Source organism: Autumnicola lenta (assembly GCF_031846515.1).
Taxonomy (GTDB): domain Bacteria; phylum Bacteroidota; class Bacteroidia; order Flavobacteriales; family Flavobacteriaceae; genus Autumnicola; species Autumnicola lenta.
Genome location: NZ_JAVRHO010000071.1, coordinates 1 through 842 on the forward strand (window position 1 = coordinate 1; position 842 = coordinate 842).

1 protein-coding gene is annotated in these 842 nt (G+C 35.6%); it reads left to right on the forward strand.

Going from position 1 to position 842, the window contains the following annotated elements; translation table 11 throughout:
• On the forward strand, window positions 1–742 hold a 742-nt coding region (locus RM545_RS17465), incomplete at its 5' end, for a hypothetical protein (protein ID WP_311496568.1).
• Between the last annotated feature and the right edge of the window lie 100 nt (window positions 743–842).

The following is an 842-nucleotide window of genomic DNA, read 5'->3' on the forward strand; positions in this document are numbered from 1 at the left end:
AAACAATGCCAAAAAACAAATGAACTACTACACTGGAGCATATTACTTTATTAAGTTAAAACCTGTCGATTATGGAACAATAAAAGGTTCTAAAATCTTCACTTGTAGTCGGTGCATAAACGACTCTTATTTTGACGATTGGGCAATTTCTTGGGCAACAACAGACAAGAAGGAACTTGATGAAACTAAAGCTATATTTAGTTTAACCGATAAAAAAGTTGAAGAAATTCAAACTTGGGCGGACAAAAAGCTGGACGAAAAAAAACTCGGCTGGATAAACACTTTTTCGGACTTAAGAACATTGACCGAATACAAAGAAAAGTTCTTCCCAAACGAATTGAATTTTCAAATATTAAGTATTTCTTTCCCAGAATCTGAATTGGACGAGGCTATAGAACTGACTCAACCGCCAGACGCTCAAGGTGGAGAAATGGGAATTCACACCAAACTGAAAAATAAAGAAATTGAGAATAGTGGAGGAACGTTTTTAGGCTTTGACATAATTGGAATTGAAGTTGGTGGAGATTTTCACTCTTTTCATTGTCACGACCTCTCAACTGATTTGAAAGAAAAGTTCGGTCTCACAATAAATGAATTTGGACTTATTGAAAATTTTGAAAATTGGGATGAGTTAATGGAATTTATGAATGACGAATCCAACGGGTTTGAACCTGTTCCTTGGTTTTATGTAAAAGTAAATCAATTAGAAAACAAAAAAAGCACTGTTTACAACAACGTATAAAAAAAATGCTCAAATCTGTCTCAATTCGAAAGTCCGTGCTCGCTTGCAACGCCTGATTGTCCTGCGGACAATCAAGCTCACCCGCGCACTGTTTTTATAC